Source organism: Ruegeria sp. O5, assembly GCF_056535105.1.
Genome location: NZ_JBQERN010000017.1, coordinates 1 through 22,860, shown reverse-complemented (window position 1 = coordinate 22,860; position 22,860 = coordinate 1). Strand labels below are relative to the sequence as shown.

At 58.3% G+C, this 22,860-nt stretch carries 19 protein-coding genes and 2 pseudogenes; 11 read left to right on the top strand and 10 right to left on the bottom strand.

Annotated features, from left to right (window positions below; genetic code table 11):
• The first annotated feature begins 166 nt into the window (after positions 1–166).
• Both mutL and ACR0M3_RS16680 read left to right on the top strand, forming a co-directional pair.
• On the top strand, positions 167–2,029 hold the full coding sequence (gene mutL, locus ACR0M3_RS16685; RefSeq protein WP_480911772.1) for a DNA mismatch repair endonuclease MutL: 1,863 nt from the start codon (positions 167–169) through the stop codon (positions 2,027–2,029).
• Positions 2,030–2,086: 57 nt separating this feature from the next.
• On the top strand, positions 2,087–3,316 hold the full coding sequence (locus ACR0M3_RS16680) for a DNA recombination protein RmuC (protein ID WP_480911771.1): 1,230 nt from the start codon (positions 2,087–2,089) through the stop codon (positions 3,314–3,316).
• A gap of 63 nt (positions 3,317–3,379) precedes the next feature.
• On the opposite strand, the gene ACR0M3_RS16675 is transcribed toward ACR0M3_RS16680, so the two are convergent.
• A complete protein-coding gene (locus tag ACR0M3_RS16675) occupies positions 3,380–4,030 on the bottom strand; it encodes a ChrR family anti-sigma-E factor (RefSeq protein ID WP_480482874.1) in 651 nt (216 codons plus the stop codon).
• Positions 4,031–4,040: 10 nt separating this feature from the next.
• Positions 4,041–4,697: a sigma-70 family RNA polymerase sigma factor gene (locus tag ACR0M3_RS16670; protein ID WP_480482905.1), complete on the bottom strand. Its 657-nt coding sequence runs from the start codon at positions 4,695–4,697 to the stop codon at positions 4,041–4,043.
• 146 nt (positions 4,698–4,843) lie between these two features.
• On the opposite strand from ACR0M3_RS16670, the gene ACR0M3_RS16665 reads away from it, so the two are divergent.
• A complete protein-coding gene (locus ACR0M3_RS16665) occupies positions 4,844–5,617 on the top strand; it encodes a DUF1365 domain-containing protein (RefSeq protein ID WP_480482875.1) in 774 nt (257 codons plus the stop codon).
• A gap of 86 nt (positions 5,618–5,703) precedes the next feature.
• A complete protein-coding gene (locus tag ACR0M3_RS16660) occupies positions 5,704–6,021 on the top strand; it encodes a DUF3775 domain-containing protein (protein ID WP_267363482.1) in 318 nt (105 codons plus the stop codon).
• Positions 6,022–6,591: 570 nt separating this feature from the next.
• Here the strand turns inward: ACR0M3_RS16660 and ACR0M3_RS16655 are convergent.
• A complete protein-coding gene (locus tag ACR0M3_RS16655; RefSeq protein WP_480911768.1) occupies positions 6,592–7,479 on the bottom strand; it encodes a LysR family transcriptional regulator in 888 nt (295 codons plus the stop codon).
• Positions 7,480–7,650: 171 nt separating this feature from the next.
• Between ACR0M3_RS16655 and ACR0M3_RS16650 the strand changes: the two genes are divergently transcribed.
• Positions 7,651–8,271: a glutathione S-transferase family protein gene (locus ACR0M3_RS16650; protein ID WP_480774255.1), complete on the top strand. Its 621-nt coding sequence runs from the start codon at positions 7,651–7,653 to the stop codon at positions 8,269–8,271.
• A 69-nt stretch (positions 8,272–8,340) separates the two neighbouring features.
• Entirely contained in the window at positions 8,341–9,996 is a 1,656-nt protein-coding gene (locus tag ACR0M3_RS16645; protein WP_480911766.1) for an FAD-binding oxidoreductase, read from the top strand.
• Between the two features lie 337 nt (positions 9,997–10,333).
• On the opposite strand, the gene ACR0M3_RS16640 is transcribed toward ACR0M3_RS16645, so the two are convergent.
• A complete protein-coding gene (locus ACR0M3_RS16640; RefSeq protein WP_480911765.1) occupies positions 10,334–11,236 on the bottom strand; it encodes a LysR family transcriptional regulator in 903 nt (300 codons plus the stop codon).
• Positions 11,237–11,372: 136 nt separating this feature from the next.
• Between ACR0M3_RS16640 and ACR0M3_RS16635 the strand changes: the two genes are divergently transcribed.
• Positions 11,373–12,284, top strand: coding sequence for a PhzF family phenazine biosynthesis protein (locus tag ACR0M3_RS16635; RefSeq protein WP_480911763.1), 912 nt, complete (start codon positions 11,373–11,375; stop codon positions 12,282–12,284).
• A gap of 188 nt (positions 12,285–12,472) precedes the next feature.
• Here ACR0M3_RS16635 and ACR0M3_RS16630 read toward each other — a convergent pair whose 3' ends face one another.
• Both ACR0M3_RS16630 and ACR0M3_RS16625 read right to left on the bottom strand, forming a co-directional pair.
• Positions 12,473–13,699 (bottom strand): Tm-1-like ATP-binding domain-containing protein, encoded by a 1,227-nt coding sequence (locus ACR0M3_RS16630; protein ID WP_480911760.1) that lies wholly within the window; start codon positions 13,697–13,699, stop codon positions 12,473–12,475.
• A gap of 16 nt (positions 13,700–13,715) precedes the next feature.
• Positions 13,716–14,066 (bottom strand): annotated as a pseudogene (locus tag ACR0M3_RS16625) (aldehyde dehydrogenase family protein); the annotation flags it as partial.
• 84 nt (positions 14,067–14,150) lie between these two features.
• Between ACR0M3_RS16625 and ACR0M3_RS16620 the strand changes: the two are divergent.
• The 3 genes and pseudogenes from ACR0M3_RS16620 to fahA all read left to right on the top strand — a co-directional run bounded on the left by ACR0M3_RS16620 (position 14,151) and on the right by fahA (position 17,527).
• A pseudogene (locus tag ACR0M3_RS16620) lies at positions 14,151–15,493 on the top strand (IS3 family transposase).
• Positions 15,494–15,624: 131 nt separating this feature from the next.
• The gene (maiA, locus tag ACR0M3_RS16615; RefSeq protein ID WP_480774251.1) at positions 15,625–16,260 is read left to right on the top strand and encodes a maleylacetoacetate isomerase; all 636 of its coding nucleotides are present in this window, start codon (positions 15,625–15,627) and stop codon (positions 16,258–16,260) included.
• Between the two features lie 7 nt (positions 16,261–16,267).
• Positions 16,268–17,527, top strand: coding sequence for a fumarylacetoacetase (gene fahA / locus ACR0M3_RS16610; protein ID WP_480774250.1), 1,260 nt, complete (start codon positions 16,268–16,270; stop codon positions 17,525–17,527).
• A gap of 118 nt (positions 17,528–17,645) precedes the next feature.
• Here fahA and ACR0M3_RS16605 read toward each other — a convergent pair whose 3' ends face one another.
• Genes ACR0M3_RS16605 through ACR0M3_RS16590 form a run of 4 tightly spaced genes read right to left on the bottom strand, consistent with a single transcriptional unit; the run spans position 17,646 to position 21,145 of the window.
• Complete coding sequence (locus ACR0M3_RS16605; protein WP_480911758.1) at positions 17,646–18,788, bottom strand: saccharopine dehydrogenase family protein; 1,143 nt, start codon at positions 18,786–18,788, stop codon at positions 17,646–17,648.
• Between the two features lie 3 nt (positions 18,789–18,791).
• Complete coding sequence (locus tag ACR0M3_RS16600) at positions 18,792–19,847, bottom strand: saccharopine dehydrogenase (protein ID WP_480911757.1); 1,056 nt, start codon at positions 19,845–19,847, stop codon at positions 18,792–18,794.
• A gap of 14 nt (positions 19,848–19,861) precedes the next feature.
• Positions 19,862–20,476, bottom strand: coding sequence for a glutathione S-transferase family protein (locus ACR0M3_RS16595; protein WP_480911754.1), 615 nt, complete (start codon positions 20,474–20,476; stop codon positions 19,862–19,864).
• A gap of 18 nt (positions 20,477–20,494) precedes the next feature.
• Positions 20,495–21,145 (bottom strand): histidine phosphatase family protein, encoded by a 651-nt coding sequence (locus ACR0M3_RS16590; RefSeq protein WP_480506483.1) that lies wholly within the window; start codon positions 21,143–21,145, stop codon positions 20,495–20,497.
• Between the two features lie 139 nt (positions 21,146–21,284).
• On the opposite strand from ACR0M3_RS16590, the gene ACR0M3_RS16585 reads away from it, so the two are divergent.
• Entirely contained in the window at positions 21,285–22,481 is a 1,197-nt protein-coding gene (locus ACR0M3_RS16585; protein ID WP_480911751.1) for a Zn-dependent hydrolase, read from the top strand.
• Positions 22,482–22,860 lie beyond the last annotated feature (379 nt).

Below are 22,860 nucleotides of genomic sequence, written 5' to 3'. Positions count from 1 at the left end.
GTGCTAGAGGGCTGTCCATTGATTAGCTGAACACACCACTCACTTTGGTACGCCCGGATGGTACGGAATGGGGATTCATTCACGGCCATCCGGGCGCCCCTTTCCGATCAGAAGACATGCTCAAACCGGTGGCAGAATCGTGCGCGGTTGTGCTAGGTCTAGGGGTATGGCGCAGACAAACCCCAATATCAGCGAAAATCGCCCCGTGATCAGACAGCTTGACGATGCTGCCATCAACCGTATTGCGGCGGGTGAAGTGGTGGAACGCCCGGCCTCGGCGGTCAAGGAACTGGTCGAGAATGCGCTTGATGCTGGGGCCGCGCGTGTAGCCGTCGAAATCGCCGACGGGGGAAAGACACTGATCCGCGTGACCGACGATGGGTGCGGCATCCCGGCCCAAGATTTGCCGCTTGCCCTGTCGCGCCATGCCACATCAAAGATCGACGGATCGGACCTGCTGAATATCCACACCTTCGGGTTTCGAGGCGAAGCTTTGCCCTCGTTGGGGGCTGTCGGACGCCTGACCATAACCAGTCGCGTGCCCGGTGCGGACGCGGCGCAGATCCATGTTGCGGGTGGCAAGATGGGTTCGGTCAAGCCTGCCGCCCTGCGCGCGGGCACGGTGGTCGAGCTGCGCGATCTGTTTTTCGCCACCCCCGCACGGCTGAAATTCATGCGCACCGACCGGGCCGAGGCGCAGGCGATCACGGACATGGTGAAACGGCTGGCTATGGCCGAACCATCCGTCACATTTACCCTGCGCGATGTCTCGGGCGGTGGCGAAGGCCGTGTTATCTTCCGCGCGGATCGCGAGAATGGCGACCTGTTTGATGCCCTGCACGCCCGTCTTGCCCGTGTGATAGGGCGCGAGTTTGCCGAGAATGCGCTGCGGATCGATGCCACGCGCGACGGTCTCAGGCTTTTTGGTTATGCGGCCCTGCCGACCTATTCCCGTGGCGCTGCGGTGGCGCAGTACCTTTTCGTCAACGGGCGTCCCGTGCGCGACAAGATGCTGACCGGCGCTTTGCGGGCGGCCTATTTCGATTTCCTCAGCCGGGACCGTCACCCGGCCGCGGCATTGTTCATCGACTGCGACCCGACATTGGTTGACGTGAACGTTCACCCTGCCAAGTCCGAGGTCCGGTTCCGCGATCCCGGCGTTGCGCGCGGGCTTATCGTGTCCAGCCTGCGCCACGCTTTGGCCGAGGCAGGGCATCGTGCGTCATCGACCGTGGCCAATGCGACCCTGGGTGCAATGAGACCGGAGCCTGCGCAGTCTGCACCAGCGCGGGTCTATCAGATGGATCACCCGTCGCCCGCAGCGCGCCAGGCCGCGTACCGGGCGCAGGCTCCGGGTTTTGCGGAACTGGCGCATGATTACAGCGGCAGCATTGTCGATCCGACCCCGGTTGCACCCGTATCACAGGGTCAGGAGCCTGATGCGCAAAACCTTCCGCTGGGCGCTGCGCGCGGGCAGGTGCATGAAAACTACATCATCGCCCAGACTGCCGATGGAATGGTGATCGTTGATCAGCACGCCGCGCATGAACGGCTGGTCTATGAAAAGCTGAAAACACAGATGGCCGAGACAGGCGTCGCGGCGCAGGCACTTTTGATCCCTGAGATTGTTGAGTTGTCCGAAGGCGACTGCGCCCGTCTGATGGCGGTCTGTGATGATCTGTCCCGTTTGGGGCTGACCATCGAACCCTTTGGCGGAGGCGCAATTGCCGTGCGCGAAACCCCGGCCATTCTGGGCGAGGTCGATGCGCGCGCGATGATCCTGGATATCCTCGACGAACTGGCCGATCAGGGCGAAACACAGATGGTGCAGGCAAGGATCGAGGCGATCCTCAGCCGGGTTGCCTGCCACGGCTCGGTCCGGTCCGGCCGCCGGATGCGGGCCGAGGAAATGAACGCCCTGCTGCGCGAGATGGAGGCGACGCCGCATTCCGGCCAGTGCAATCACGGGCGACCCACATATGTGGAACTGAAGCTAAGCGATATCGAACGCCTGTTCGGGCGCTGTTGATTTGGTGTCAAACAGGCCTTAAGAAGATAGAAACAAAACGAGAACATACTGAACCCCATGATCCAGATTGCAGGTATTGAAATAGCGCTGAATGATCCCGTGATTCTGATTGCGGGCGGAACAGTCGCGCTGATCCTGCTGCTGCTGTTCCTGTCGTTGCGCGCTGCCAATCGCTCGGCCCGGATGGCGGAACCGCTGGTGCGGCAGATGGCGCTTCTGGGTCAGCATGTGCAGAAGCTGGGGCAGGGGCAGGAACAGTTGCGCGGCGGCTTGCAGCATGTCTCGGACACGCAGGCCAACGCGCAGGTACAGGTAATCCAGACGGTCGAGGCGCGCTTGTCCTCGGTTCAGCAGCAGATGAATGACCGGCTGGCGGACAACGCGATGAAATCGGCGCGCGCGCTGGCCGAAATGCAGGAACGGATGAAGGAAACCCTGCACGGTTCGTCAAAGCAGACGGCGACATCACTGACGCAGCTGCAGGAACGTCTGGCCGCCATCGACAAGGCGCAGGACAATATCACGAAACTGTCGGGCGATGTTCTCAGCCTTCAGGATATCCTGTCAAACAAGCAGCGGCGCGGGATGTTTGGTGAGATTCAGCTGAACGATATCGTGTCCAAGGCACTGCCCGCAGACAGCTATTCGCTGCAGGCCACCTTGTCGAACGGCAGGCGTGCGGATTGCCTGGTGCATCTGCCGAACCCGCCCGGCCCGATCGTGATTGACGCGAAATTCCCGCTTGAGGATTTCGAGGCACTTGCCGCCGCGCAGACCAAGGCGGATGTTGAAAGATGCCTGCGGGCTTTTGGCGCTGCCGTGAAAGTGCATATCAAGGCGATTTCCGAGAAATACATCCTCGACGGGGAAACCGCTGACGGAGCCCTGATGTTCGTCCCGTCCGAAGCGATCTATGCCGAGCTACACGCCCGCCTGCCCGATGTGGTGCGCGAAGGGTTTGCCGCAAGGGTCTGGATCGTCTCGCCCACCACCTGTATGGCCACGCTGAACACGATGCGGGCGATCCTGAAAGATGCGCGCATGCGTGAACAGGCCGGTGCGATCCGCAAAGAACTGGGATTGCTGCACAAAGACGTGGACCGTCTGGGCGACCGCGTTTCAAACCTCGACCGTCACTTCGGGCAGGCGGCCAAGGATATCTCGGAAATCAAGATCAGTGCCGAAAAGGCCGGCCGCCGGGCGCAGCGGCTGGATAATTTCGACTTCGAAGAAATCGCGCCCGATACTGAAACAGAGGTTGTGCCACTGGCACGTCACGAAGGCTGAACATCCTGTTGAAGAACTGAACCGGCACCGGGCCGGTTCTGATGGACCAGTGCCTGCAAGCGTTCAGATACGCAGAAAGGGCTGGAAAAGGCGCGGCATCAGCTTGTTGAATTTCAGCGGCGCATCCGTAACCGCCAGGCATATGCAGTCTTCCGAGATATCCGCGACAGGTGTGTGTTCCAGATCCTCGTCAGCGATTTCAACATCGCCACGGGCAAAATGGTCAACCTCGTCCGAGAAAGCCCCTTGCAGAACCATTGTCAGCTCCATGCCGTTGTGGCCATGATCCGGCACGGCAGCACCGGCCGGAATGAAAAGCAAGCGGGCGGTGGCGTCTTTGGTGGTCGGCAGGATCGCCTGTTTGACGCCCATACCTATCGACCTCCAGCGGATGTCCTTGACTGTTCCGCCCACGTAATCCTGCAACGGGGCCGGCAGAACTGCACATCCCGGGCGAACGGGCTTGGGCGCCGGAGCACCTTGGGAGATCAAAGCCATCGTGGCCGCCAGTGAAGTTTCACTCATGCTGACACCCTCACTCTGCTCGTCCAGAACATGCCCGCCAACGGCGTCATAGCTTTCTGCGCGCGCGCGGCAGTGGTCGCACAGGGACAGATGCGTGGCGACCATCAGATCGAAGGCTTCGGGCAGACCGCCTGCGGCATAGGCCATCAGCAGGTCATCTGTCAGGTGATGTTTGATCAACTTGCTCATCTTACTCATCTCAGTTCATCGCGTGGCGCAGGCGGTCCAGCGCCAGCCGTATCCGTGATTTGATCGTTCCCAGCGGCAACCCGGTCTGCGATGCGATTTCCCGGTGACTCAGGTCGCCGAAATATGCCTTCTCGATCAGGTCCCGCTGTGCATCCGGCAACGCTTTCAAGGCGGTGCGCAGTTGCGCGGTTTCCTGTTGCAGCGCGATGACGTCATCCTGATCGGGCTCAGCCTCGGGCCCCCAACCCAGATCTTCGGGTTCAGGGCGGCGTTGCTTGCGCAGCACGTCAATGCGCTTGTTCCGTGCGATGGTGAACACCCATGTGGCCACGGTGGCACGCGTCGGGTCGAACAGGTGGGCCTTGTGCCACAAGGTCGCCATCACCTCTTGTGCGCATTCTTCTGCCATGGCGGCATCCGCCCCTGACTTCATCAGGAACGCCTTGATACGCGGCGCGAAGTGCTGGAACAGCTCGGCAAATGCCGCCTGATCCTGCGCATCCCGGATGCGTCTGACGTGGTCCACCCATTCGGCCCTGGTCTCGCGCTTGCCGTTGATGTCGTTCACCCGCCTACCCTTGATGCGTTTGTTGATGCGCCAAGATTGAGGGGCGGGTGTTTCAACCGCTGGTCCGTCCAAGGTCGCTGTATTGATCTGGGTAAACATAACCACAATACGGCGCATGTCCCAAGCCGGATCACTTTATCGGAACATTTTGATCCGCTCCCGGCCAAGTCTCGTAATATGAACACCAGCGGCAAAAAAGAAATCGCGACTGCTCTGGCGGGTGTGCAAGGACCAGAAGACATCGGATGGCAAAAACGATAGATCATGTTGCAGGCCACACCTATCACGGCCGCAAGGGGGCAATCGACAACGCCTTCCGGTATTCTGTCGATTACATCCTGTTTGATCCCGAAGCCCGGTTGACCACGCCTTTTCTGTTTTCAATGGACCGGACGAATGTCACCAACTGGCGAACCCGCGATCACGGAGGAGAGCCGGGTCAAGGCCATGGTGCCGCCTGGCTGCGCGCGCGATTTACCGAGATGGACATTCCGCAACCCGCGCAGGTCATGCTGCTGACCCAGCCAAGGGTGCTGGGCCACGTATTTAATCCCGTCAGTTTCTGGTTCTGCTTTGACCGCGATGATCAGCTTTACGCCGTGGTGGCCGAGGTGACGAACACCTTCGGAACGCGTCACAGTTATCTGTGCCATAAGCCGGATTTTTCGACCATCAGACCAACCGACCGATTGACGGCCGAAAAGGTGATGCATGTCTCGCCCTTCCAGAAGATTGAAGGCAGCTATACGTTCCGCTTCGACTACAGCCCGGATCGGGTCGGTGTGTGGATCGACTACACGCGCGCGGATGGCGGGTTGATCGCGACGCTGACCGGACCGCGCCAGCCATTGACCAGCCGGGTGATCCTTTGGTCTTTTCTGCGTCGCCCTTTCGGTTCGCGTCGCACTTTTGCGCTGATCCTCTGGCAGGCCTTCAGGTTGTGGCTGAAAAAAGCCGCCTTCCGCCCGTTTCGCAGGGAACCGGTGCCTGATCACCCAGTAACGCGTGTGGGGCAGTGACCAGCCTGTTTGTTCAAGATCAAAGACGCGGGCCCCTGTCGGTGGTTGTGATGGCGTAACAACCGCGAACACGAGGAGTCGAAGAGATGATGGAAATCTCGGCAAGAAAAGTCGCCCAGGTCGCCATGATGGGCCGCGAACTGAACCGGGCCGAGGGCGAATTGCGGGCGTTCATCGACCGCATGAGCGAAGACGAGCAGGCCGAACTGGTAGCCATCATGTGGATCGGGCGCGAGAGCTTTTTTGCGGAAGATCTGGCCGAGGCCATCGCCACCGCCAAGTCCGAGGCATCGACCCCTTGTGCAGATTACCTGATCGGAACACCGCATATGTCTGACCACCTTGAGAATGGTCTGGACGCATTGGGAATATCTGCAGAAGACGTGGAAAACGATCTGATGTAGGCCCCTCGTCGGCATCGCTGCCCGGTGCCTGCGTCTGGCGGCACCGGATATTGCCCGCCAAGGCAGACTAACAGCGACGGGGGTGTCAAGCTTTCGAGCGAGGTTGGTGAAAGTCTGTATTCGGTTTCTCTTTGCCTTCGAAGCCGCCGCGAATGGGTTTCTATGTGATCTTCTTGAAAAGCCGCCACTTTCCCAAAGGTGTGGCTTTGTAAGCCGTGTATTTCTACTGAGGTAGACTGTTTTCTGTCGCGGCCTTGAGGAGATCATGGCGAACGGGGATTGCGCGTGGACCATGCTACATAGAACATGTGGGTCACGCGGTTTTCGCCGATGATCGCTGCGCGCGCAATCGATGAAGCGTCCTACACTGAATTCTTGGCGCATGGACGCCACATAGGTCCGTGTGCATGTCCATGGAAAGTGGATGGATCTCTACCGCGCTTTAGACAAAGCGGGAAATACTCTTCATCTCATGCACCAAAACGAAAGCTCTGCCTAACTTTCTCAAGACTTTGCGGAACAACCACCGCGGTTGTGGCTGGACTGTGGATCCGTTTCAGTTGCTGGATGTCAGCCTGATCGAAAATGCTGCGCCAGAAAATCAATCAACGCGCGCACCCGGGCCGTCAGGTGACGATTGGGTGGATAGAGCGCATAAAGGCCGAAATTTTCCGTTTCATAGTCCTGAAACAGGCGCTCTAGGGTACCCTCTTCCAGACTGCGGGCAATCACATAGTGCGGGCAACGCGCAATACCCAGCCCGGCAATCGCCATGTTGGCAATCGCCGCCGGGGCATTGGCATGAAACATTCCCGCCACCTTGACCACAATATCCCTTGTCCCGGCTCGAAACCTCCATGCTGTTGCGTCGGCCGGATTTTCGTCAATCAGGCAGTTATGTGTGGCCAGTGCCATCGGATCACCCGGACGCCCCCTTTCCGCTAGATAATCAGGCGACGCGCAGACGATCAGCGGCATATCGGACAGCTTCCGCGCAATCAGGGTCGAATCCCGCAACACCCCGATCCGTATGGCAAGATCGAACCCCTCTTCAACAAGCGCCACGCGCGAGTCCGACAGTTTAAGGTCGATATCGACCTTCGGATGCGCCCGCAGAAACGAAGCCAAAGCCTGAGTCAGGTTGATGCTGCCGAACCCGGTTGGTGCGGTTATTCGGATTGGCCCGGCCAGTGCCGATTGCCGCTCCTGAACAAGGTCTTCCAGCTCGTCGATTTGTTCCACGATCGGGCGGCAGCGTTCAAGGTACGCGATGCCGACGTCCGTCAACGAAACGCTTCTGGTTGTCCGGTTGAACAGTTGCGTCGATAGCTTGGCCTCCAACTGGGCAACATACTTGCTGACCAGTTTGGTAGACAGGCCCAGCCGCCGCCCCGCGGCAGTGAACGATCCCTCATGAGCAACCGCCATAAATGCCCGCATCGTGTCAATTGTATCCAACGCAGCGCTCCTTCGTCAGGTTGGTGTTTGGTCAATTATACCCAATTTGTTCATAGTTACTGAATAAAACACAGGATTATAACTAAGAAAGGTTTTGCCATGTTCTAGCCAGTGACCGCTGACGAACATCGCCAGCTCGCTCCCAAGAAACTCCTCCGAAAGGAAACAGACATGCCAAACGCAATCCGTATCCACCGTCATCCCTTGTCCGGGCATTCACACCGGGTGGAACTATTCGCCAAGCTTGGCGGCATCAATCACGAGCTGATCGATGTCGACCTGCTGTCTGGCGAACACAAGAAAGAGCCGTTTCTTTCCCTGAACCCTGCCGGGCAGGTGCCGGTGATTGAGGACGGTGAAATCGCGATCGCCGACTCCAACTCTATCCTCGTGTACCTTGCGCGGAAATACGCGCCTGATTGGCTGCCGACTGATCCGGTGCGCGAGGCGGAAGTTCAGAAGTTCTTGTCGCTGGCCGCCGGCGACATCGCCCACGGCCCTGCGGCAGCACGATTGATCACCGTTTTTGGCGCTCAACTGGATGCAGAACGTGCCAAGGCCATCGCCAAATCCGCCTTTGACCGGCTTGAGGCGCATTTGAACGGACGCGACTGGCTGGTCGGAACCAGCCCATCCATCGCTGATGTCGCGATCTACAGCTATACGGCCCATGCGCCTGAGGGAAACGTTTCACTGGATGATTATCCCAATATCCGCGCCCTGCTGGCCCGGGTTGAGGCGTTGCCCGGCTTTGTGGCCATGCAAAGCACCAAGGTCGGCCTCGCCGCCTGACACCAGAGCGCGCCCGGCCGTCAGGACCGGGCGCATGCGTCCAAACTTTGCCGCCCCAGGAGAGACCCCATGATTTCCATCGAACCCAGCGACAGCAGCACTTCCCCTTTTCATCGGGGTGAACACATGGCGCAGGCGCGGCTGGGTGTCCGCGACATTGAACACTGGGCACGGAAAGTTGTCCGCGACCACATGCCCGAACAGCATCGGGATTTTCATACCGCCCTGCCGTTTCTTGTGATGGCCGCGCGCGATGCGCAAGGTCGGCCCTGGGTTACGTTATTGGAAGGGCCAGACGGGTTCGTCTCTGCACCAGATAACAAAACGCTTTCCATTACTGCCTTGCCAGCCCAAGGCGATGCATTGCACGGTGCCCTTCACCCCAAAAGCGATGTTGGCATCCTTGGTATTGAACTGGCCACGCGTCGGCGCAACCGTATCAATGGCCGCGCCGGACGCGTCACTCCGACCGGTTTTGATTTTCACGTTGACCAGACCTTTGGCAACTGCCCGCAGTATATCCGTGAACGCGCGTGGCACCGGGTTGATGACTCGAGGCCCGGACCGACAACACTCGGCCAATACTTGACGCCGGATCAGGTCCGGTGGATCGAAACAGCCGATACTTTCTTTATCGCCAGCGGCTATCGCGAAGAGGGCGAAAGCCCGACTTACGGGATGGATGCGTCCCATCGCGGTGGCGACCGTGGTTTCGTGCAGGTTCTGGACAACCGGCGGCTGCGGTTTCCCGACTATGCCGGCAATAACCACTTCAACACTATCGGCAACCTGTTGCTCGACCCAAGGGCGGGATTTCTGTTCGTCGATTTCGAAAGCGGCAGCTTGCTGCAACTGACCGGCGTCGCCTCGATCGACTGGGCCAGCGATGAGATCACAAATTTCCCGGGGGCGCGGCGGCTGGTGACACTGGAGATTGACGAGGTCGTGGAAATCCGCGCGGCAGTCAGCCTCAGATGGACTTCGGATGCAGAATCTGTCCGATCTCTCCGCCTGATCGAAAAGATCCGTGAAAGCGTCGATGTCGCCTCGTTTGTTTTCGAAGCTCGCGACGGTGGCCACTTGGCTGGGTTCGAGCCCGGGCAATACCTGCCAATCGAGCTTGAAATTCCAGGGATCGCCGAACCGGTGCGCCGGACCTATTCGCTCAGTAACGGACCGAACAATCATCGCTATCGGATTACGGTCAAGCGTGAGCCAAAAGGGATCGCATCGCAGTTTCTGCACGATCATCTGGAACTGGGCGCAATCATCAACAGCCGTCGGCCAGCGGGTGATTTCACAATGACTTGCGACCGGTGCCCATTGGTTCTGGTCAGCGCAGGTGTTGGTATCACACCGATGTTGAGCATTCTGAATAAGGTCGCAGACGAGCGCGGCAACCGCCCTGTCTGGTTCATCCACGGTGCTCGGGACGGTCAGCACCATCCAATGGCCGGTGAAGTTCACGATCTGGCCTCCAGGCGGCCGGGGATCACGACGCATGTGGCCTATAGCCAACCAACGCCAGAGGATGAGTTCGGAATGGACTATGACTCGCATGGCCGTGTCGATGGGGCGCTTCTGGCGCAACTGATCAACGATGCCAGCGCGCATTACTTTCTGTGCGGCCCTGTCAGTTTCATGGCCGAGATCCAGGCCGATCTGGAACGCCGCGGCATCTCTCCGGAACATATTCACACCGAAAGTTTTGGCCCCACTGGGTGATTTGACGTGATCCTGCGTGGGCAAATGAAGCTCAAACCACCAGAGCAAGGACATACGTGCCTTTTGTTCGTTTCGTTTGCATTGTGTTGTTGGGATAGCGTTCACCGGCCGGAATGATTTCGCCATTCCAGCTTTCAATCGAAACTCACCGGCTTGTATTTGAGTAGTTCGAGTTTTTAGGCGTCAGACACCAACTCCTCAGTTCCTCTCGCTGTTATTCCTAAGTCGTTCCTACGATTGCATATACGCCTTAAGAAAAGTGTGACGCCTTCGGCCGCCTGCCGACACAGAAACCTCCCCAAGCTGCGGTAAAAGTGGCAGGTCGAAGTTCGACGCTTCAGTATTCCAGTGCTGCCTCACGTTTCAGGCGGCTTGCGGCAAAATCGACAAATGCGCGAATCTTTGCGGACACCATCCGCCCTTCGTGGTGCACGATGTGAACCGGTGCAGGAGCCGGTTCAAAATCAGATAACACTGCCTTTAGCCGTCCGTCCGCCAGATATGGTGCGACTTGATAGGACAAAAGCCGGGCCAGACCCTGACCGCGAAGTGCCATTTCGATTACAGCATCGTTGGTATTCATGCTGATCCGTGGATGAACACGCACAAGCTTCGGGTTGCCCAGGTGGTCAAACTGCCACTGGCCTGACGGCGACAGGGCTAGGGAATTGATCAGGACATGTCTGTTCAGGTCATCCGGGCTTTCGGGTTCGCCTGCTTGTTCAAGGTATTCGGGTGCTGCAAAAACAACCTGTCTGACAGAACCGCAACGCACCGCCATAAGGCTGGAATCCGCAAGCGGACCTATCCTGACGCCAACATCCACACCTTCGTCTATTAAATTCACGATCCGGTCCACGTACAGCGTTCGCGCCTCGATTTTGGGATAGTGCCCCAGAAAATCAGCAAGAATTGGTGTGATGAACAATCTGCCAAACAACACAGACGAAGTGAGGTTGAGCAATCCTTTAGGTTCCGCATAGGTCCCGACCGCAGCGTTTTCTGCCTGTTCCAGATCAACGAGAATGCGCTTGGCATCTTCCAGAAATCTGCGCCCGCTTTCGGTCAGCATGACAGATCGTGTCGTTCTTACGAATAAACGGGCGCCCAACTCGCCCTCCAGTACCGAAATGGTGCGCGTCACAGCCGGTGGCGACATGTTCAGGTTGCGCGCAGCAGCAGCAAAGCCACCCAGGTCGGCCACCTTCGAAAAGACCAGAAGCGCGCGAAACTTGTCCATGTAATTATTCCAAAATAGTGAATAATAAATTCAAGCTTAATATCATTCTGCCAACAATTGAAACACACTATGTCTCAGGCGAAGACACAATCACTCCGCTAAGGCAAAAGCGCCCGCAGGAAATGGGAGAAATGCCATGAATGTAAGCCAAGCCATCGGCCAAAACGTGACTGTTCAGATCGTGCACGGTTTTGTGGACAACGGGCTAGGGGGCAACCCTGCTGGGATTGTTCTGGATGCCGACGGGTTAACCGAGGCGCAGATGCTGAAGGTCGCGTCACAGGTTGGCCTGTCCGAAACCGCTTTTGTCTCGCAATCCGCGACCGAAGGTTTCAAACTGGACTTCTTCACCCCGAACCGCAGGATCGCGCATTGCGGCCATGCGACCATTGCCGCTTTTTCCCATCTGGAAGCACTTGGCCGTATTCCTGATCCTGTAACCTCAAAAGAAACTGTGGACGGCCCGCGCCGGATTCTGATCAAGGATGGTGCCGCGTTTATGGAACAGTTGGCCCCTAGATATGAAACGCCAGAAGATTGGACCTCTCAGGGTGTCAGTTTGCAGGACGTTTTGGGCTCTTTGGGGTTGTCCCCGAGCAATCTGGATCACGAAATGCCGCCCGTTCTGGTCAATACCGGCAACAGTTTTGTCGTGATCGGAGTAGCTGACAGGGAAACTCTGGCTTCGATCAAACCCGATTTCGAGCAGATCAAAACGATCAGCGACCGTCTGGACCTGATAGGATATTATGTGTTCACAACGGCCCAATGCTCGGACGGGCGCGACGCTACTGCACGCATGTTCGCCCCCCGATATGCCATTGATGAAGAGGCCGCGACGGGAATGGCCGCAGGGCCGCTGGCCTGTGTCCTGCACGACCTGGGTCACCGCCGTCAGCACGGGTTTCTGATTGAACAGGGCATGTTCATGGAAACCCCTTCGCCCAGTTTGATTCAGGTTGAACTGGAAGTTCGTGACGGCGCAATCGCCAGCCTAATGGCAGGCGGGCAAGGCAAAGTCATGCGGTCCTTTCAATTGTCGGTGTGACTAAAACAGCGTTTGGGGCGGCATGTAACATTGCGCGCAGCTTTGTCGAGCAAGTTGAAGAGCGGTTTCACGCAAATCTTGCCGCGACCCTTCAAAACAACGAACTCTCTCCGAGCGCGGATATCGCAGCTTTTGCTGGGGCGCTCGTTCAGATTGTGACGTTCACGTTGAATAGTCGGGCAACCCAATCAGATCACATGATCAGAGCGCCAGGTATCCAGAATCTCCAAGGTCTTGTCTGAAAACTCGACATCGTTGATATGGCTGTCAATTTCCACAAGTGTTACGTTTTCCGGACAGTTTTTTCTCAGCTCTTCGATGAATCCTGCAAGTCCCTCTGCATCTTCCAAAATCGCCCCGGCCCTGTCCCATTCGTTACCGCCTCTGAGCGGCACAAGCAGAACAGTCGGGCCGGTTGCTTCAGAAAGTTTTGCGCACATGGTGCGTGCCATCTCGCGCCTTTGCTCGGCGCTCATGCTGACCGCAGTAATTAGTCGGTTGTGGTCATGAAGGTCATGATCCGCCAACGCTGGAGGAACGGGATGCCAGCCTACCAAATCGACTAGATCATAACACCCAATCGAAACAATCTGCGGCACACCGGCCTTGCCCGCATTGGTCATGCGATCTTCGCCGGCGCTGATGGCTGATCCCAACATGTGGTTGCCGACTTCTTGCGGTGCAAAGTCCAAAACGGCGGCGAATTCACCTTTCGAAGCAAGGCTTTCAAATGCGCGCCCTCCCATGCCCGTAGCATGGAAAACGGCCAGTTCAAACCCGCGCGCCTCAAGGGCGGGCTTCAGGTGCACCATATAGCGCAAGACTGTTTTACCGAAGGATGTCATCCCGATTAGAGGACGGTCTTTCTTCATCGGACGGGCAGCGCGTGCGGCCCCCAGAACCGCGCCAGCAGCTTGCCGGAGAGAGGCTTCGCAGACCGAGTTAAGCCCGTAAAGACCACCAGCCCAAAGGATCATCTGAACGTCTGCCGGCAGCCGCTCGGGCGGGATCATCGGCGAGAAAGAGACAGTTGAGACGATGTATTTAGGCACACCAATGGGCAAGGCACAGCACAGATCAAGGGCCAGATCGGTCCCCATTGAACCGCCCAAAACCAAAACGCCATCGAACACGCCCTCATGGTGCAGCCGTGCAACCAGCAGGGCTGCACCTTTGGCCATGATCTGCATCGCAAGGTTTTCGTCACCGCCATCAATGGCTTCCTGTATTGTGTGGCCACCCTCCTCTGCCACCTGATGCTTGGAGTAATCAGTGGGGTGACTGGGGTCGCCAAGCACACTGATGTCCATGGTTTTCACCAATCCACCCTGTTCACGGATCACGTCAGAGATGAAGTTCAGTTCATCATCTTTGGTGTCATAGGTCCCAACGACAAGAATAGTTCGATTGGTCATAGGCCGCCTTTCAGGTTCAAAGTTTGATCCAAGCTGTTTTCAGCTCGAAATACTTGTCAAAGGCGTGCAGCGATTTGTCATGACCGTTGCCAGACTGCTTGACGCCACCCAATGGAACCGTTGTGTCGGCCCCTCCATAGGTGTTTACATGGACAACCCCTGCCTGAATGGCCCGGATCATGCGGTGGGCGCGCGACAAGTTCGACGTCCATACTGCGGATGCCAGACCGTAATCGGTTCCATTGGCAATTTTGATTGCCTCTTCTTCGGTGTCAAAGGGAATGACCGCAAGAACCGGGCCAAACACTTCATCCGTTGCCAGCCGATCGGTGGGGTGAACCCCCGTTACAACCGTCGGGGCCATGTGTCTAACGTCAGCGCATATGGGACCATTTAGGCCAATTTGATAAGAGAGAGTTTCTGGGTCATCGTAACCACCAAGGAGTGGACGATGAGAAAGACAACGAGGAGCCCTGGCGAGAAGATCGTCAAAGATATCAAGCGGGCAACACGCAAGCAGTATTCCAGCGAAGAGAAGATCAGGATCGTGCTTGATGGGCTGCGTGGCGAGGACAGTATCGCGGAGCTGTGCCGTCGCGAGGGTATATCCCAGGGCCTGTATTACAAATGGTCCAAGGACTTCATGGAGGCCGGGAAGAAGCGCTTGGCTGGCGATACAGCCCGGGCTGCGAACACGGACGAGGTCAAAGAGTTGCGCCGTGAGGTAAAAGACCTCAAGGAAGTGGTCGCTGAACAGACGCTTGAGCTGCGTCTTCTCAAAAAAAGCATGCTCGGGGATGGGGACGACCACGAATGAGGTATGCCGCATCAGAGAAGTTGGAGATCATTAGGCTGGTGGAAGAAAGTCATCTGTCGGCGCGTCGGACACTGGCCAAACTGAGCATTCCCCGCACCACATTTTACCGCTGGTATGACCGGTACCTGCAACGTGGCGAAGCTGGTCTCGCGGATCAATCTCCCAAGCCAAAGCACGTCTGGAACCGCGTTCCCACCGACGTGAAGCGTAAGGTTGTGGATCTTGCGCTAAAGGAGACAGAGCTGTCGCCACGCGAGTTGGCGGTGACCTTCACCGATCAGGAACGCTATTTTGTGTCGGAATCCACGGTCTATCGCACGCTCAAGGCGCATGACCTGATCACCAGCCCGGCGTTCATCGTGCTCAAGGCAGCAGATGAGTTCCAGCATAAGACGACGGCCATCAACCAACTCTGGCAGACGGACTTCACTTACATCAAGGTGCTGGGATGAGGCTGGTTTTATCTCAGCACGGTTCTGGATGATTACAGCCGCTATATCGTCTCTTGGAAGCTTTGCACGAACATGCGGGCGCAGGATGTGACGGATACTCTGGATCTGGCGTTGCAGGCTTCGGGTTGCGATCAAGTTCATGTCGTTCACAAGCCACGTCTGCTCAGCGACAACGGCTCAAGTTAAGTGTCCGGTGACTTGGCTGAATGGTTGCAGGACAAAGGGATGAAGCACTCTCGCGGTGCGCCGTATCATCCGCAGACTCAAGGCAAGATCGAACGCTGGCACCAGACCCTCAAGAACCGCATCTTGCTGGAAAACTACTTCCTACCCGGTGATCTTGAAGCCCAGATCACGGCCTTCGTCGATCACTACAATCATCAGCGCTTCCACGAGAGTATCAACAACGTCACGCCCGCCGACGTCTACTTCGGCCGAGACAAAGCCATTCTCTAAAAAAGCGAAAGGATCAAACAAAACACATTCGAAGCCCGGCGCTTGCATCATCGCAAACAGGCCGCATAATCAAACCAACCAGATGAGCCAAACCCTCCTCTAGTTTAGGCAGCCTTTGGTCCCAAAAACCCTGACGACGGACAGAGCGACTGCTGGGACAGCCTTGAGAAGAAGTTCGACGGGACTCCGGGTAAGAAATGATGGGTCTTAAGTTATATACCTATTGGAGATCGACCACATCCTATCGGGTGCGTATTGCATTAAACCTGAAGGGTGTGCCGTTCGAAAGCTGCCCGGTCAATCTGGTGAAAGGCGAGCAAAGAAGCGCAGCCTATCAAGCGATGAACCCCGGCAAGGGCGTCCCTGTGTTAGAGCTTGAGGATGGCACCAAGTTGACCCAATCTCTGGCTATCCTTGATTATCTTGACCGCGCCTATCCCGACCCGGCGCTTCTGCCGGACGACCCGATTGCGCGGGCCAAGGTGATGGCGGCGGCGCATGTGATTGCGCTGGACATCCATCCGGTGAACAACCTGCGCGTTGTTCAACATTTGGACGGGATGGGGCACAGCAAAGCGGAAAGTGTGGACTGGATGGTCCACTGGATGAACGAAGGTCTGACCGCGTTTCAGGCTATGCTGCCCCAAGGCACCCGCTTTGCCTTTGGCGACATGCCATCGCTTGCGGATATCTGCCTTGTATCGCAGCTTTACAACGGGCATCGCTGGGGTGTGGACATGACGCCCTTTGCGCGTCTGACCGAAATCGAAGAAACCTGTCTGGCTCTGTCCGCCTTCGCCGATGCGCGACCCGAGGTACAGCCGGATGCCGAGTGAGGATCACATGAGCCAACTGAAAAAGTCATGGGTGGACAGCGCGAACTCTGCCGAGACCCCCTTTCCCCTGAACAACCTGCCTTATGGTGTGTTTTCGACCTCAGACAGCGCACCGCGCTGTGGCGTGGCCATCGGGGATATGATCCTTGATATGCACGCTGCCGAAGAAGCTGGCCTGATCGAGATTGGTGATGAACCCGTTTTCGACGTGCCCTTCTGGAATGAATTGATGGAGCAGGGATCGGACGCATGGGCCGCCCTGCGCGCCCGTCTGGAACAGCTGCTGGGCGAGGCTTCGACCGAACGTGACACTGTTGAGCCTCTGTTGGTCGCCCAAGCCGATGCCGAGCTGCACATGCCGTTCCTTGTGTCCGAATACACCGACTTTTATGCCGGTCGTCAGCACGCCGCGAACATGGGCGCGATCCTGCGCGGCTCGCCTGAACTGCCGGCCAACTGGCTGCACATTCCGATCGGTTATAATGGTCGCGCGTCCTCGGTTGTGATCTCGGGTACGCCGATTCACCGCCCGAACGGTCAGCGCAAAGCGCCCGACGCCGAGATGCCCAGCTTTGGCCCCTCGATGCGTCTGGATATCGAGCTGGAAATGGGCGCCATTGTTGGCAAACCGTCCGAGTTAGGCCAGCCGATCACCGTGGATGAAGCCGACGACATGATCTTCGGCTATGTGCTGCTGAACGACTGGTCCGCGCGTGACATCCAAGGCTGGGAATACCAGCCGCTTGGACCGTTTCAGGGCAAGGCGTTTGGCACCTCGATCAGCCCCTGGATCGTGACCGCCGCCGCGTTGGAAACGTTCCGTGTGCCAACGCCCGAACGCGAGAGAAAGCTTCTGCCCTACCTCGACGGCTCAAAGGACGGCCTTTACGACATTGAGCTTCAGGTGCTGATGCAGCCTGATGGAGCCGAGAAGGCGAGCGTCGTTGGCGAAACCAACTACTCCCGCATGTATTACTCGGCCGCCGAACAGCTCTGCCACCACGCCATCGGCGGCTGTGCGATGAATGTGGGCGACCTTCTGGGGTCTGGCACGATCTCAGGCCCAACCAAGACGGAATACGGTTCTCTGATGGAGATGAGCTGGGCTGGTCGCGAGCCCTTCACGCTCGATACCGGCGAAACCCGGACTTTCATCGAAGACGGAGACACCCTGACCCTGCGCGGTGCGGCCAAGGGCGAAGGCTTCCAGATCGGCTTTGGCGATTGCGTCGGGCAAATCCTGCCCGCCGTTAACTGGCCCAGGTAAGTGGCGAGCAGGGCAACATCGGTAGTTCCGCACCCGCTGTTTGAAAACCTGTGATCCCACTCGATCATGTTGTTCAAAAAGCCATTCCAGAAACTCTGGAATGGCTTTTTGGGTGCGATCAGGCCGTATGATCCACGATCTGTAAGTGCTGGGCCAGTCGGTCGATCTCGGCCATCCAGCCTTGTACCAGTTTTGGGTCGCTTGGGGCTGCGTGAACACCTGCGGGGATGGCGCGGTTCATAACGGCCTCGACGGCAAGTGAAACCGGGATCGATACCAGGCGCGCCATTGCTGTACCGCGCTCGTCGCCCCAGGCGTCCATGACATAGGTCTTGTGCCAGACAGGAACGCCGTCTTTCTCGGCTTTCAGTCCAACACACAGCACAACGCGGTCGGGCTCACCCTCGTCATAGGCGTTTTCGCTCCAGAACTGGTCGGACATCTCTTTCAGACGCGCATCCCCTTCCGGGCCCGACAGGGTTTCGATTTCACGGAACACGTCCGACCACGCATCCGCCCAGCCGTTCAGGCGCAGGGTGCCGCGGACAAATTCCCTGACGGGCCAGTGATCCTCGAACTGGTACTGCGCCTTGAACGGGATCGAGTCGCGGTTGGGATAGACCTCGAAACTTTCAGGCGTTGGCAGCGGCGCGATATAGCTGCTGATCGCATCCCACGGCCGAGCAACGTCCAGCGAGGCATAGTCTCGGATCGACTTTGAAGGCGACCGAAGTGCCTTGAGCACACCCAACGGCGACCAGCTGAACTTGTAGCGGAACGGGTTCGGGATTTTGGGAATGCCACCGCAATACGAAATAAAGCTCAGGTGGTTTTGCGGATCGAACACATCCGAGGCGCGATAGTCATCGACCAGCGCATGCGCCATCAGGTGGTCGATGCCCGGGTCCAGACCAACTTCGTTGACCAGCGCCACACCGGCCTCGCGCGCCTTGTCGTCCAGTGCGCGCATTTCGGGCGCGATGTAAGACGACGACACGAAATTGGCCTGCTTGGCAATCGCCAGTTCCGCCAGTGGTACGTGCCAGTCGCCCGGCAACATGGACACGATCACGTCGCCCTTTCCAAGCACATCACCCAGAGCGTCAGTGTCGAAGGCGCGAATATCGTCGGTCAGGTCTCCGACCTCGGCCTTGGCTTTTTCGATCGTCCGGTTCCAGACGGTGACCTTGTGGCCACCTTCGATCAGACGGCGCAGGCCGGGGATGGCCGACAGGCCGGTGCCACACCAGTGAATCGTCATCGCTCAGATCCCTTCGATATGTGTTTTGTAAGTTGCTTCTGCCCGACCCCAGACGCCACTGTCCAGATCAGTCAGGGTCAGAAGGGATGGCAGAAGTTGCGCCGCATAGTCTTCCGAACTTTCGACCGGCAGCATCGACGGCAGGTTGTCGATGGCCATCACGTCCATCACCGGATCGGTTGCCACGCGCAAAGCAGGCGCGTCCCATGTGGTTGCACGGTCATAGACCGGCACCGGGTTGTAATCACTGTCCGGGTCGCAGGCGACATCGCCGATGGCGGTCAGGTTGCGCGGGGCAGTCAACGCCTCACGCGGAACAAAGACCGGGGTTCCGGGGCGCGCGAAAATGCAGTTCAGGAACAGGTCGTGGTCCAGAATTTCGGGAAACGGCCCGCCGCTTGCGGTTTCCGCCATGTCCCATTTGGTGACGTCGACGCCCATCGCGTCGCACAGGTCTGCGGCCCCCGTACCCACGCGACCCAGTGCACCGATGACGATGGCGCGGGGGCGTGGGGCTCCGGTCGCGTCCAACTCGGCCAGCAATTCGGCGTTCAGAACGTCTTTGCCTGCATACACCCCAACCGGCGGGCATTCCTCGCCCCGTTGTTGCGACGCCCATGTCTTGAGCGTTACCGCAGCGCCTGCATAACCAGCCCAATAGCCAAAGGCGGCAACCCGGCGGCCGTCTTCGCTCACCAGATATTCCAGATCATAAAGAGTACCGCCCCCTGCCTTGAACCGCTCCAGCAGCGCGCGACCCGAATGCTGGCCCTTGTAGGCGTGGCCGAACATGATGTGGCGATGGGGCAGTGGGGTGCCATCTTCGGGCAGTTCCTTGAGGCCAAAGATGATCGCATCCAGCGGGGCTTCGGGCCACGAATTCTCAGCCGCGATTGCACAGCCAGCGTCCTTGTAACCATCAATCGGAATGGCGCGGACATGGCTTTCCTCGACCGTCACGCGGAGACCTGCGGCGATCAGTGCCGCGGCCCCTTCGGGTGTCAGCCCCACCCGTTCCTCGTTCGGGCGCTGTTCCGCCCTGACCCAGAGATGTGTCATCTTACTTCCTTTTGTCAGAGCATCCCGGCAGCGCGCACCGCCTGAACCGAAGGCCGTGCCTCCATCGCCTTGCGGAAGGCGAGAATTTTGGGGAAGGCCGAGACATCGACGCCGTCACCTTCCAGCCAGCTGCAAACCACATAAAGATAGGCATCGGCCAGAGAGAACGCGTCCCCCAGAACAAACGGCCCGCGCAACCCGTTTGACGAGATATAGTCGCAAGATGCGGTCATCGTTTGCGCCACCTTGTCCGTCATGTCTTTCCAGCTGGATTTCTTGTCGGCCCAGCGATGCCCGCGCAGCTTGTGGGCGTGGTTCACATGCATGGTCGAGGCCAGATAGAACATCACCTCGCGCATGCGGGCGGCCATGACCGGATCAGCTGGCACCAATTCGGTCTCGGGTGCCTTGGTCGCAATATATTCCAGCAACGCGCCGGTCTCGGTCAGGATGCCGCCATCGACCACCAGTGCCGGAACGCGCCCCTTGGGATTGATCTGCTTGTAGGCCGGTTTTGTCTGTTCCCCATCGGCAAAGTCCAGCTTGATTGCTTCATAGTCCAGCCCGGCCTCTTCCAGAGCAATCGCAACAGCGACCGAGATGGTTCGGGGTGCATAATAAAGCTGCATCAGGGATCTCCGATCTGGTTAGAGGTGGGTTTGCGCGAACTGCCGGTCGGGTGCTTCCAGATGCGGCACCGCGTTGAACAGAACCGGGCTCAGCTGCGCGCCAATCGGGTGCAGACGATGCATCGACGTGTTCATGATGGCAAGGGCCACCCGTGCCATCGACGGGATGTCCAACCCCATCGCCTGCCGCACCACCATCGAGATCAACCCGCCCGAGGTCACGACGATGGCCGGTCCGCCCTCGGTCCCGATCTCGTGCAATGCATCGCGGACGCGGGCTTCAAACGCGTCGAAGGATTCCGGCGCGTTCTCGATCTTTCCGCTGGCCCAGGCCGCGAAGGTTTTGGGCAGGTGTTCGACAAATCCCTCGCGATCGGTCGGGATTTCGACGCCGTGTTGTTCTTCGAACAACTGTGCAAGGGTGAAATACTCAATCTCGTTCAGCCGTGCGTCGCAGACAGGATCGGTCAATCCCATGCTGGTGACCGTCTCGGTGTGGCGGGTCAGGGTGCCACAATAGACGCGTGTATAGTGGCTGCGGGTGTCACGCAGATGCGCGCCCAGCCAGCGGGCCTGTTGATGGCCCAGTTCGCTCAGCTTGTCATAGCTTGCTTCGTCGCGCGCCGTCGTGTTTGCCTGCCCGTGGCGCACCAATGTGATATGTGACATGTCGCTCCCTCTTGCGCCGAAGTCTTAGGGCAGGTTCCTTGCCGGGACCAGAGGGGTTTCTTGATCTCACCGGAAAAACATTCGCAGCCGTCCGGTTTCTGGCTATGGTCGCCCTGACCAACCACGCCCGGAGGGATTCATGGCCGTCGATCACACGCGTTTTCTGGAGGATCTGCACAAGCTGCGTGAATTCGGTGCCTCAGGTGTGGGCAAAGGGGTCATCCGCCCGGCCTATTCAAAAGCGGATTTTGCGGCGCGCCAATGGTTGGCGGACCGTATGGCCGATGCAGGTCTGACACCGCATTTCGACCCGGTCGGCAACCTGTTCGGGCTGGCGCCTGGCCGCTCTCTGCTCATGGGGTCGCATTCTGACAGCCAGCCCGAAGGCGGCTGGCTGGACGGCGCGCTCGGCGTGATCGCCGCGCTCGAGATCGCGCGGTCCAGCGACCAGCCGATCTCGGTCGTCAGTTTTCAGGACGAAGAAGGCTGGTTCGGTGTGACCACGGGCTCGGCGGTCTGGTCCGGCGGTCTGCCGCTGGACAAGGCCGATGTGTTGACCGACGGTTCTGGCGTCAGCTTTGGCGAGGCCCGATCTTCCATGGCGGATCTGTCGCAGGGTTTTGTCGATCCCGCGCGGTTCAGCGGTTTTGTCGAGATGCATATCGAACAGGGCCCTTCTCTGGACGCTGCGAACGAGCAAATCGGTGTCGTCACCGATATCGTCGGCATCCGGGACATGTCGGTCACTTTCGAAGGGCAGCAGAATCACGCGGGCACCACACCGATGCATTTGCGCCGGGACGCGTTTCAGGCGTTGTCACTGTTCAACACGCGCCTCAACGAACGGTTTCGCAACGTGGTGACACCACAAACCGTTTGGACCATCGGGCGGGTCGATCTTCACCCCAATGCGTCGTCCATCGTGCCGGGTCGGGCGCGGTTCTCGATGCAGTGGCGCGATGGCGATCCGGATCGGCTGTCGCGGATGGAGGAGATCATCCGTACCACAGCGCAGGAAATAGCCAGCGAACAGGACATGGTGCTGACCTACGGCCCTTTGCTCGGGTTGGAACCCGTCACGATGGATCAGACGCTGCGCGCGGCGCTGGAACATGGGGCCGAACAGGTGGCCCCCGGCAAATGGCGCAGGATGCCGTCGGGCGCGTTGCACGATGCCACAAACGTGTCGCGCCTGATGCCCGTTGCGATGCTGTTCGTGCCCTCAATCAACGGTATCAGCCACGATTTTGCCGAAGATACCGCCGAAAGCGATCTTGTCGCCGGGCTGAGGGTGCTGGATCTCGCAGTGCAGTCACTTGACGGACAGGCGCGATAAGGTGCAGGCAAAATACCGTTTTTTCAGGCCATTGCAGTCGGCTTGCCTGGTGTTATCGTCGCGTTCAAAGCTTTGATCGGCAAACCCTTGCAGAGGCCAAATGACAAATGTTGCCTAACGGAAAAAAGTTTCCTATAGGAACGCAATGGATGCATACGCCCGTATACAGACTTGCCCCACAGGCGGCGCGCCGGTTCGCAAGTTGACCGGAATCGTTGCAATATTGACTACTTGAGGCAGACTGACGGGAATGCGTTCCAAACCGAAAGATACGAAAAGGTATCCAAGATGACCGAGATTAGACGCACGCCGTTGTATGGGCTTCACGTTGAGTTGGGCGGCAAGATGGTTGATTTTGCCGGGTGGGAGATGCCGGTTC

Coding starts and splice junctions, on each gene's coding strand:
- mutL (WP_480911772.1), top strand. CDS start 167: ATGGCGCAGACAAACCCCAATATCAGCGAAAATCGCCCCGTGATCAGA.
- ACR0M3_RS16680 (WP_480911771.1), top strand. CDS start 2,087: ATGATCCAGATTGCAGGTATTGAAATAGCGCTGAATGATCCCGTGATT.
- ACR0M3_RS16675 (WP_480482874.1), bottom strand. CDS start 4,030: ATGAGCAAGTTGATCAAACATCACCTGACAGATGACCTGCTGATGGCC.
- ACR0M3_RS16670 (WP_480482905.1), bottom strand. CDS start 4,697: ATGTTTACCCAGATCAATACAGCGACCTTGGACGGACCAGCGGTTGAA.
- ACR0M3_RS16665 (WP_480482875.1), top strand. CDS start 4,844: ATGGCAAAAACGATAGATCATGTTGCAGGCCACACCTATCACGGCCGC.
- ACR0M3_RS16660 (WP_267363482.1), top strand. CDS start 5,704: ATGATGGAAATCTCGGCAAGAAAAGTCGCCCAGGTCGCCATGATGGGC.
- ACR0M3_RS16650 (WP_480774255.1), top strand. CDS start 7,651: ATGCCAAACGCAATCCGTATCCACCGTCATCCCTTGTCCGGGCATTCA.
- ACR0M3_RS16645 (WP_480911766.1), top strand. CDS start 8,341: ATGATTTCCATCGAACCCAGCGACAGCAGCACTTCCCCTTTTCATCGG.
- ACR0M3_RS16640 (WP_480911765.1), bottom strand. CDS start 11,236: ATGGACAAGTTTCGCGCGCTTCTGGTCTTTTCGAAGGTGGCCGACCTG.
- ACR0M3_RS16635 (WP_480911763.1), top strand. CDS start 11,373: ATGAATGTAAGCCAAGCCATCGGCCAAAACGTGACTGTTCAGATCGTG.
- ACR0M3_RS16630 (WP_480911760.1), bottom strand. CDS start 13,699: ATGACCAATCGAACTATTCTTGTCGTTGGGACCTATGACACCAAAGAT.
- maiA (WP_480774251.1), top strand. CDS start 15,625: ATGGGTCTTAAGTTATATACCTATTGGAGATCGACCACATCCTATCGG.
- fahA (WP_480774250.1), top strand. CDS start 16,268: ATGAGCCAACTGAAAAAGTCATGGGTGGACAGCGCGAACTCTGCCGAG.
- ACR0M3_RS16605 (WP_480911758.1), bottom strand. CDS start 18,788: ATGACGATTCACTGGTGTGGCACCGGCCTGTCGGCCATCCCCGGCCTG.
- ACR0M3_RS16600 (WP_480911757.1), bottom strand. CDS start 19,847: ATGACACATCTCTGGGTCAGGGCGGAACAGCGCCCGAACGAGGAACGG.
- ACR0M3_RS16595 (WP_480911754.1), bottom strand. CDS start 20,476: ATGCAGCTTTATTATGCACCCCGAACCATCTCGGTCGCTGTTGCGATT.
- ACR0M3_RS16590 (WP_480506483.1), bottom strand. CDS start 21,145: ATGTCACATATCACATTGGTGCGCCACGGGCAGGCAAACACGACGGCG.
- ACR0M3_RS16585 (WP_480911751.1), top strand. CDS start 21,285: ATGGCCGTCGATCACACGCGTTTTCTGGAGGATCTGCACAAGCTGCGT.